Origin of the sequence: Alteromonas sp. BZK5 (assembly GCF_014349115.1) — a bacterium.
Classification (GTDB): domain Bacteria; phylum Pseudomonadota; class Gammaproteobacteria; order Enterobacterales; family Alteromonadaceae; genus Alteromonas; species Alteromonas macleodii.
The window spans coordinates 26,772-35,528 of sequence record NZ_JACSOE010000047.1; the positions used below are offsets into that span (position 1 = coordinate 26,772).

General features: G+C 44.5%; 7 protein-coding genes and 1 pseudogene. 3 read left to right on the plus strand and 5 right to left on the minus strand.

Annotated elements, in window-relative coordinates:
- Positions 1-72: 72 nt before the first annotated feature.
- On the minus strand, positions 73-1,299 hold the full coding sequence (locus tag BIZ39_RS13820; protein ID WP_156078298.1) for a hypothetical protein: 1,227 nt from the start codon (positions 1,297-1,299) through the stop codon (positions 73-75).
- Positions 1,300-1,545: 246 nt separating this feature from the next.
- A complete protein-coding gene (locus tag BIZ39_RS13825; protein ID WP_187447254.1) occupies positions 1,546-2,505 on the minus strand; it encodes a LysR family transcriptional regulator in 960 nt (319 codons plus the stop codon).
- Between the two features lie 188 nt (positions 2,506-2,693).
- Here BIZ39_RS13825 and BIZ39_RS13830 point away from each other — a divergent pair, with 188 nt between their 5' ends.
- Positions 2,694-3,524: a DUF4437 domain-containing protein gene (locus BIZ39_RS13830; protein WP_049586677.1), complete on the plus strand. Its 831-nt coding sequence runs from the start codon at positions 2,694-2,696 to the stop codon at positions 3,522-3,524.
- 117 nt (positions 3,525-3,641) lie between these two features.
- On the opposite strand, the gene BIZ39_RS13835 is transcribed toward BIZ39_RS13830, so the two are convergent.
- Both BIZ39_RS13835 and BIZ39_RS13840 read right to left on the minus strand, forming a co-directional pair.
- Complete coding sequence (locus BIZ39_RS13835; RefSeq protein WP_187447255.1) at positions 3,642-4,448, minus strand: DUF3307 domain-containing protein; 807 nt, start codon at positions 4,446-4,448, stop codon at positions 3,642-3,644.
- A gap of 50 nt (positions 4,449-4,498) precedes the next feature.
- Positions 4,499-5,245, minus strand: a complete 747-nt coding sequence (locus tag BIZ39_RS13840) for a hypothetical protein (protein ID WP_061094891.1) — start codon at positions 5,243-5,245, stop codon at positions 4,499-4,501.
- Positions 5,246-5,561: 316 nt separating this feature from the next.
- On the opposite strand from BIZ39_RS13840, the pseudogene BIZ39_RS22305 reads away from it, so the two are divergent.
- Positions 5,562-5,723: pseudogene (locus BIZ39_RS22305) on the plus strand (DNA/RNA non-specific endonuclease); the annotation flags it as partial.
- Positions 5,724-5,803: 80 nt separating this feature from the next.
- Here BIZ39_RS22305 and BIZ39_RS13850 read toward each other — a convergent pair.
- A complete protein-coding gene (locus BIZ39_RS13850) occupies positions 5,804-6,268 on the minus strand; it encodes an EVE domain-containing protein (RefSeq protein WP_049586718.1) in 465 nt (154 codons plus the stop codon).
- Positions 6,269-6,522: 254 nt separating this feature from the next.
- On the opposite strand from BIZ39_RS13850, the gene BIZ39_RS13855 reads away from it, so the two are divergent.
- The coding region (locus tag BIZ39_RS13855) for a YgiQ family radical SAM protein (RefSeq protein ID WP_187447256.1) at positions 6,523-8,757 on the plus strand (2,235 nt) is incomplete at its 3' end.

Genomic DNA, 8,757 nt, shown 5'->3' on the forward strand with positions numbered 1-8,757 from the left:
TTAACGTAAAAGGAAGCGGGACTTATTACCGCTTCCTTACTACGACTTTTGAATGTTTAATTTTTGTGTAAATTAAGAGTTTTGTAAAGTCTGAATCGGCTCGATGTCAGACGTATTATTCTTGATAAATGACTCTATATCGTTAATTTTCTCTTTAGAAAATCCGAGTCTTGCTTCTATACCAGTAGTTCCGTCAGCGTTTTCAATGATATCAAACTCGTTTACACCTAAGGTGCGCGAAAATGCAGTGTGAACCTGATTATTGTTGATATCGACAATTTTAATTTTCGTCGATGTTCTGTATATAGCCAGTGGACCTGACTGCGTTTGTACCCAATTGATTGACCAGAAATAGTGACTGTAATTAGGTAAGCCAAGTTTTGTGTACAGCGACTCTTTAAAATCCACGTTTTCGCACTTGTTCATCACAGCATTTTGACGTTCGCAGTTTGAGTATTCTGCAACATCCTTACCTCCTAATCCAACATCCATTGGAACGATGGTCTTCCCGTCTAGGCTAACTAAAACATAGTCATCAAACTTGTTAAGTCCAAACGTATTACCTATTTCTTTAAAGGAGTCTAGCAATCCGCCCACACTGTCGCCTTTGTCTCGAGGATCTTTCTCTAACAAAATAAAACCTGTAGATGCAGCATCGCCCTTCTGATGTTTAGCGATGTGATAGTTATCTAAGAGTGTTATATTTTTTACGTTATCATTGTCTATAAAATAGCGAAAAGCAGACCCCGGACGGCCAATAATAAAACCGTCTGAAGTAGGAATTACACTGCTACCTGTTGCAGTTTTTCCGGTAACTGTTTTTACTTCATACCGGTCACCACGCTTCCACACCGTTGCAATTTTTATAGGTGCTTCAGTTGATTTTGCTTTGTGATATTTGAGTGTAAATGAGCCATCGAAATTTTCTACCGCATAGGTAAACTCACCAGTAAACCTATTACCTCCGAAGTTGGCAACTTGTCCTTCGAAGTCATGAAACATCTCCCCATCTATCATGATGCCATCTTTCTTACGATAAAAAATCGCTGCTCCGCCGGTTTCGTCAATTTTCTGTTTTTGTGCTGTAAGTTCAGTCGCACTGATAACGATTTCCGGCTGGGGTGCAGCTTGCTGTTGCTGTTGGGCAGCAACAGGTAAGGACATGCCTTGAATTTTCGCAAGAAACGCTTGCTTCATTTGGTTCGCCATTGCCTGCTCTTCTGGCGAGGGTGGTGTACTACCACACGCAGTAAGAAGTGAAACTGCTAATAAAGATGGAACTAATAGTTTTGCATTCATGTGTTTTCTCTGTTTTTCGCTTTAGCTAAAATATTTAGAACTGAAGCTTTTTTATGAAAACAAAGGATTGCACATGACGAGACTTCACCATGCCGTCCTGCATAGTTGAGTGTACTATTGAAATGTCGCAATCCCTTGCGAGCACTATTAAAGGATATTCCAGTCTTTTTTTCAATTATAAGATTCTGTTTTTAGTTTATTTTTTAGTCACTTAGCATCGAAACAAATGAGTATCTAAAAACGAGCTCAAATTTCATTGGAGACAGGCCACTCTCGCTCCGTCAAAATATATGTATTGATAAGACGTTGACGCTTACTTTCAATAACCTGTTTTAGTTCATCTCTAATTAATCTTACCGCTGGCGTAATAAGATGCCGGCTAGGCAGCATGAGCCACATTTCAGTTAGCGGTACGTGGTAACCAGTCAAAATACGCTGCAGCTTTCCGCTCAGTAAATCCCCCGCAACGTCTATACATGACTTTTTAGCGATCCCCTCTCCATCTACGCACCAGCGCCGAACAATATCACCGTCATTCACAGCGCGATTACTGTTCACTTTCACTTTAACCCTCTCGCCCTCGTTGATAAGTTCCCACGTATTGTGGGTTTGGTCGTAGAGCTTATAAAGAAGTGCGTTGTGCTGCGCTAAATCAGTCAAAGTTGTAGGCTCACCGTTTCTTTCTAAATAATCGGGAGACGCGCAAATCACATGCGGAATATTGCACACTTTAAAACCATACATCTGCGATTCTTTAACCGCTTCTTTTGTCATGGCTCTAAGTGCTACATCTACACCATCGCGGTAGAAGTCCACCCGACTGTCGCTCACATGTAATCGCAATGAAAGTTCTGGATTTTCGCGTTGCACTTTATTTAGCAGTTCACGCATTAAGTTGCGACCCATTTCCGAAGACATCGCCATGCGAAGCTCACCATGAATGCTCTGCTTCTGCTCTGTCACTAGTGCAAGGCCCTGCTGTAAGGTGTCGAGTGCCTGCTTTGCCATAGGCAAATACTGCTCTCCTTCAGGTGACAATCGAATTTTGCGTGTACTTCGCACAAATAGCGCTACGCCAAGCTGCTCTTCTAAACGTTTAACCGCCATACTTGCAGCAGATGAGCTAATATCAAGTTTTATCGCAGCAGTGGTTATCGAGCCCACTTCAGCCACCTTTACGAACACAGACAGGTCTTCGGTTTTCATACTTCCCTCAACGTTTATTTCACTCTTTTGATTTCAAGGCGAAAAAGACAAAGCAAAATTGATCACCTCTATTATCCACATTTTCAGGAAAGCCTTTATTGATTTTGGTCGTTTATGAGACTTATTCGAAATAATAGACTGTGCCTGTCTGTTAAATAAAACCTACGACCAACAATTAGGAGGTTTGAATGAAACCAACGAAACGAAACAAACTTACAATAGCATCGCTATTATTGAGCACCTGTTTTCTTCTTGTACCCGGCGCACAAGCACAAGACAAAGTTATTGCAGCTAAAGATGTCGAATGGGGTTACTTGAACCCAGCCCGTGGCGACAAAAGCCCCGGGGCAGCAGACTTGTGGGGAGACAGAACAAAAGACACGGCAACGGGGATGTTAGTGCGATTTAACAAAGGCTTTGAATCGCCACCGCACATTCACAACATAACCTATAGAAGTATTGTGATTGAAGGTGAAATGCACAATGACGATCCAAACGCAGCAAAGATGTGGATGCCAACAGGTTCGTTTTGGACTCAACCTGCAGGTGAAGATCACACCACTGCGGCAAACGACAAAACCAACCTGATTTACCTGGAAATTGATGAAGGCCCATACCTTGTAAAGCCATCAAAAGAACATTTTGACAACGGCGAAAGGCCAATCAACGTTCACGCAGACAATATGGTGTGGCTGCAAAAAAGCGACCTTGTAAATATAGCGGCCAACGGTGTTTCTGTTGCCTATTTGTGGGGCGAGACAAGTAGTGTATACGGCACCCTTGTCAAGCTTCCAAAAGGATTTAAAGGTTCAATAAAATCTAATGGTGATGAATTTAAGGCAGTGGTTATCAAGGGAAGTATCAATTATACCCAAAACAATCCCCCCAGACAGATTGAATTAAACGCAGGAGGTTACATTGAATCATCAACTGCCGCACACCATTCTGTTGAAAACGCAAACCAAAGCGAAACCATTGTATACGTAAGAACGTCGTCAAAATTTAGCGTTACAGATTAGTACGCTTTTTTCAGCTCACTTACGCGGGGCATTTCCACGCTTGCTTCGCGTATTTTCTAGGTATTCAGCAATCATAGTCAACAAGCCTTTGCAAAAGCAGTACGTTAAGGAGGTTTGCTAAGACTTTATGGGTAATTGCCCTAATGCCGCTGCGCATGCCAAGCCAATGGCAAACGTCATCGCCACACTGGTGAAGGTGCCCAAAAGTACATATTCAGTTAGCTTTCTGTCTTGGTGTTTAGTGAGGTCGCCGAAGCGAAATATAGATTTAGCCGCAATAAGAAAACCTATGGCAGAAAATTGATTTAGCAATACAAAGGTAAGCATGAGCACACGCTCTAAATAGCCAATTCGTTGACCTGCCAGTGATAAAGTTTGTTGTGCCTCTGTACTTATTGTCGGCGGATCATTGGGGTGAGAAGACGGCATTTTGTTAGCTAATACTTCATCGCTCCAAGGCGACAGCAGCTGTTTAATAATAACTGAACTGGGCTTGAGTACCGCCAAATAGGCCAAGACCACTAATAGGTGCGATGTACCTACCTGCTGAAGTAGTCCCACTGCCTCGTGCCACTGATTAGTGGCATACAAAAATACGCCTAAGATCACGACAATGTGCGCTATTTGATCGACAACAAAAGACGTAGTGTTTTGCTTACAATACGATTTAATAACGTCAATTTTGAAGTGAGAAACGGCGACTACAATTGCCCCAATACCTATACTTGCGATACTTATCGTTGATGAAAACAAGAACATTGCTGCTGCCGCAAGTATACCGTGTATGATTGCGTGTAGGTATAAGGGCAAAGCCAGTGCGTGTCGTTCGTTTCTTTGCTGTACCCAGGTAAACGGTTGAAAATAAAAGTCTGCTAATAGATGCGCTAACACAAGTGCCACCAGCAGTTGAGGTTCAGCAAGCATGTGGCTCTCCTGTCACAAGCATTATGTTTTTCGTGTTATTCGTCATCACATTAGTCTTCCTTGGTCAATTGTTCCGTTTTTAATGAGGTTCCACCTTGAACCCATAAAATAAGCGCTCTCTCCATATAGTCGAGATATTCTGCTATCAGTTTATAGTTACTGGCATTGAGAATTCGACTTACATTACTGCGATTTTTATCTAGTATGGCCGCTACACTTTCATGGCTCTTATCCGTTGCTTCAAGATACGCGAGTAAGGTTTGCGACTGGGTTTGTGTCAGTCCATTGATATGCGCGTCGGCAAAACGTGTTAAGAGCTGCGTTTTGTCGTCGAGTGTTTGTTCACCGCTACAAAAAGTAAGATGGTGCGGCTTTATGTTATCTAACCCTCGTCCTGACAACACAAACGCGTCTCCAGTGCCAGTTTTTACTTCTGAAGGGCGAAATTGCGCTTCTCCCACAGCAACACTCATTCTCACATCTACTCCTGAAGCATGCGCCTTAAGAGCTAGCCGCAATCCAACTGCGGCTGCAATGCTATGCTGTGGTTGTGCAACAACTAGCTGGAATGCGTCTCCTCGATAAATATCAAAGTCTCCACCGTAGTACTCGGCGTAGTATGTTAAACGCTCTCTCAGCGTAGCAATTATCTCTCTGAATTCAGCATCAGAATAAGACTGAGAGTTGGAGACGTCACCGGTAATCACACCAGCGCGCTTTTTTGTATTGCTTGTTAAAGCACTCTTTCTTGTCATTTCACTATGCGCCGCGTTGTCTTTTCTGCTTTCAATAGACACTTTTTTCCGTTTAGAGGTCCACTATGACACGCTACTACCTCAAATTCAAAAACAATCACACAGCAAAATGTGATTATTATTAATCACAAAACTACACGTGAATGAATTGGGTAACATGAAGCAAAACATGCTGCACAGAGCAAACGTAAAAGCAGGTGAACGGGCGAGCCTAAGGCTATCTATCACTAACATAAAGCCAAGGCATTATAAGAAAAGCCACTGTAAATCACGTTCACACTAACAATTTGCGCATTTAACGCGTTTGCTGATAACTGTGTTTACAATTGGTACTGACCGCGGCCACCAAGGTCCTTAGGTGGATCTAGAAAATGCGGTGCGTGATGTGGTGAGAACTGGGCAAGATGTTTATGTGGTTTCTGGACCGTTATATGAATGGTATTTCGCTACTCTGCCAGAGGCAGATGAGTCGCACAGTATTCCTAGTGGATATTTTAAAGTCGTCATTACCGATGTTAACAGTTAGCGCATAGCGATAGCCCTTATATTTATCTTTAGCAAGCTAACAAGATATGACGGCTACGCTTTTTAGCATTTAACTTACTGTTTGGCAGCAGCATACAGTTGCTGCCATTCAGCCTCTTCTACAGGCATGATTGACAGTCTTCCACCTTTTTTGACCAATGGCAGTTCAGTAATACCGTCCATCGTTTTAATCACTGAAAGCGGCAGAACGCTTGAAAATTTCTCTACAAATTTCACGTCAACGCGATACCAGCGGGGGTTATCCTGACTTGATTTAGGGTCGTAATATTTTGATTCAGGGCTAAACTGCGTGGTGTCCGGGTAGCCGTCTCTTACCACTTCAGCAACACCTGCAATGCCCACCAGCTTGCAACTTGAGTGATAGATAAATACTTTGTCACCCCTTTTAACGCCGTCTCGTAAAAAGTTACGCGCTTGGTAATTTCTTACGCCGTCCCACGGTTCCGTTTGTTCTGGGCGGTTTGCCAAGTCATCGATTGAAAATGCATCAGGTTCTGTTTTAAATAGCCAATACGCCATAGTCGTCGTTAATTCTCTTCGTTGTAAATAGACAAGCCTTTCATTCGCTAAATGCGGGCATTTGAAGCGCTTATAAAAACCTGCGCTCATGGCTAGCTTTGCAGCTTGTTGCTTTAAGTGAGTATACAAAGCTCTTTAATTTAATGACAGTGCTATACCTTAGCTTGGCCAACACTGCTATAATTACGCACTTATTCTGAGCTACAGCCTTATTTAAGCTCAGCAACTCTCTGATTTATCTAGATGTGATTACTATGCAAGCCACCATTAAGGCCGATCGCGGTCTGTTTTCTTACCCTAAATATTGGCCACACTGCCTGGGTACTGCGCCGTTTCTCCCCATGTCGAAGGAAGAAATGGATGCCCTTGGCTGGGACAGCTGTGACGTTATTTTGGTAACGGGCGATGCGTATGTAGATCACCCTAGTTTTGGTATGGCGGTGATTGGCCGAGTACTTGAAGCGCACGGTTTTCGCGTGGGTATTATTTCACAGCCAGACTGGACCAGCAAAGACGACTTCATGAAGTTGGGTAAACCCAACCTGTATTTCGGCGTAACAGCCGGCAATATGGACTCTATGATCAACCGTTACACGTCTGACAAAAAGCTTCGTCACGATGACGCTTACACGCCAGGCAATGTAGGTGGCAAGCGCCCTGATCGAGCGGTTACCGTGTATTCACAGCGCTGCCGTGAAGCGTTTAAAGGTGTGCCTGTTATTGTTGGTGGCATAGAAGCCAGCTTACGTCGCATTGCGCACTACGACTATTGGAGTGAAAAAGTACGCCGCTCTGTACTGTTCGATTCCAAAGCGGATATGCTCTTTTTCGGTAACGCCGAACGTCCTCTTGTTGAAGTCACTCATCGCTTAGCGGCAGGTGAAGATATTGCCGATTTGCGAGACATTCGCGGTACTGCGATTATCGTTAAAGAAGCCTTGCCAGAGTGGCAAGGTGTTGACTCGACCTCTCTAGACAGGCCCGGCAAGATAGACGCCATTCCAAGCCCCTACCAGATGGAGCCCGAGTGCGATTCGCAGGATAAAGACGCCAAAAGCAGTGAAGCGCCAGAAGCTGCGCCCATTGTTATTCAGCCTGCGCAAAAAGAGAAAGAAAAGCGTAAGCCTTGGGAAAACGTGTACGTTAAGCTACCTGCGTACGAGACGGTGAAAGACAACAAGGTGTTATACGCACATACGTCGCGTATTTTGCACCAAGAAACCAATCCTGGTTGTGCTCGAGCCCTCATGCAGCGCCACGGTGACAGACACATTTGGATTAACCCACCGGCCATGCCGCTTGAAACCGAAGAGATGGACGCGGTATTTGATTTACCCTATCAGCGTGTGCCTCACCCTGTCTATGGCGATGCTAAAATCCCTGCATACGACATGATCCGCTTCAGTATCAACATTATGCGCGGATGCTATGGTGGCTGTACCTTCTGCTCTATTACTGAACACGAAGGGCGTATTATTCAAAGCCGTTCTGAAGACTCTATTATTCGAGAAATTGAGCAAATACGCGATACGGTACCGGGCTTCACTGGTGTTATTTCAGACTTAGGCGGCCCGACGGCGAACATGTATCGCCTGCGCTGTAAGAGCCCTAAAGCAGAAGCTACATGTCGTCGGCCGTCTTGTGTGTACCCTAGCATTTGTGCGCACATGGATACGGACCATAAGCCAACTATCGACTTATACCGCCGTGCTCGTGAGTTGCCTGGAATTAAAAAGATATTGATTGCTTCAGGCGTACGTTACGACCTAGCAGTAGAAGACCCGGAATACGTGAAAGAGCTGGCCCTTCACCACGTAGGCGGCTACTTAAAAATCGCTCCAGAACACACCGAAGATGGTCCGCTTTCAAAAATGATGAAACCGGGCATGGGCAGCTACTACCGCTTCAAAGAGCTGTTTGATAAGTACTCACAAGAAGCAGGTAAAAAGCAGTACTTAATTCCTTACTTTATTGCATCGCACCCGGGTACCACCGACGAAGACATGCTAAGCCTTGCGATTTGGCTTAAAGAAAACAAATTTAAGCTCGATCAGGTACAGAACTTCTATCCGTCGCCAATGGCAACGGCTACCACCATGTACCATACCGAGGTAAATTCCCTTCGCAAAGTCACTAAAGACAGTGAAGAGGTGCCTTCTGCAAAAGGTGAAATTCACCGTCGATTACACAAGGCGATGTTGCGTTATCACGACCCGAAAAACTTTGCGCAAATTCGCGAAGCCCTTACGCGTATGGGGCGTGAAGACTTAATAGGCCGTGGTCCTCAACACCTTGTTCCGCCAGAAACGGCAGATGAAAAACGCCAAAAAGCGCAAAAAGGCCGTCGTGGTGAACGCGCACTGACTAAACATACTGGGCTTCCTCCTACCTTTCAGGGCAAGAGCAGCAAAGGCGGTAACGGCGTAAATAAGAGCCGACGTAATTCCAACGCTAACAAGCAAGGTCATGGAAACACAGCACAGCAGCGT

Bases quoted from the DNA above. Each gene is read 5' to 3' on its own strand.
- BIZ39_RS13830 (WP_049586677.1), top strand. From the start codon at position 2,694: ATGAAACCAACGAAACGAAACAAACTTACAATAGCATCGCTATTATTG.
- BIZ39_RS13820 (WP_156078298.1), bottom strand. From the start codon at position 1,299: ATGAATGCAAAACTATTAGTTCCATCTTTATTAGCAGTTTCACTTCTT.
- BIZ39_RS13825 (WP_187447254.1), bottom strand. From the start codon at position 2,505: ATGAAAACCGAAGACCTGTCTGTGTTCGTAAAGGTGGCTGAAGTGGGC.
- BIZ39_RS13835 (WP_187447255.1), bottom strand. From the start codon at position 4,448: ATGCTTGCTGAACCTCAACTGCTGGTGGCACTTGTGTTAGCGCATCTA.
- BIZ39_RS13850 (WP_049586718.1), bottom strand. From the start codon at position 6,268: ATGGCGTATTGGCTATTTAAAACAGAACCTGATGCATTTTCAATCGAT.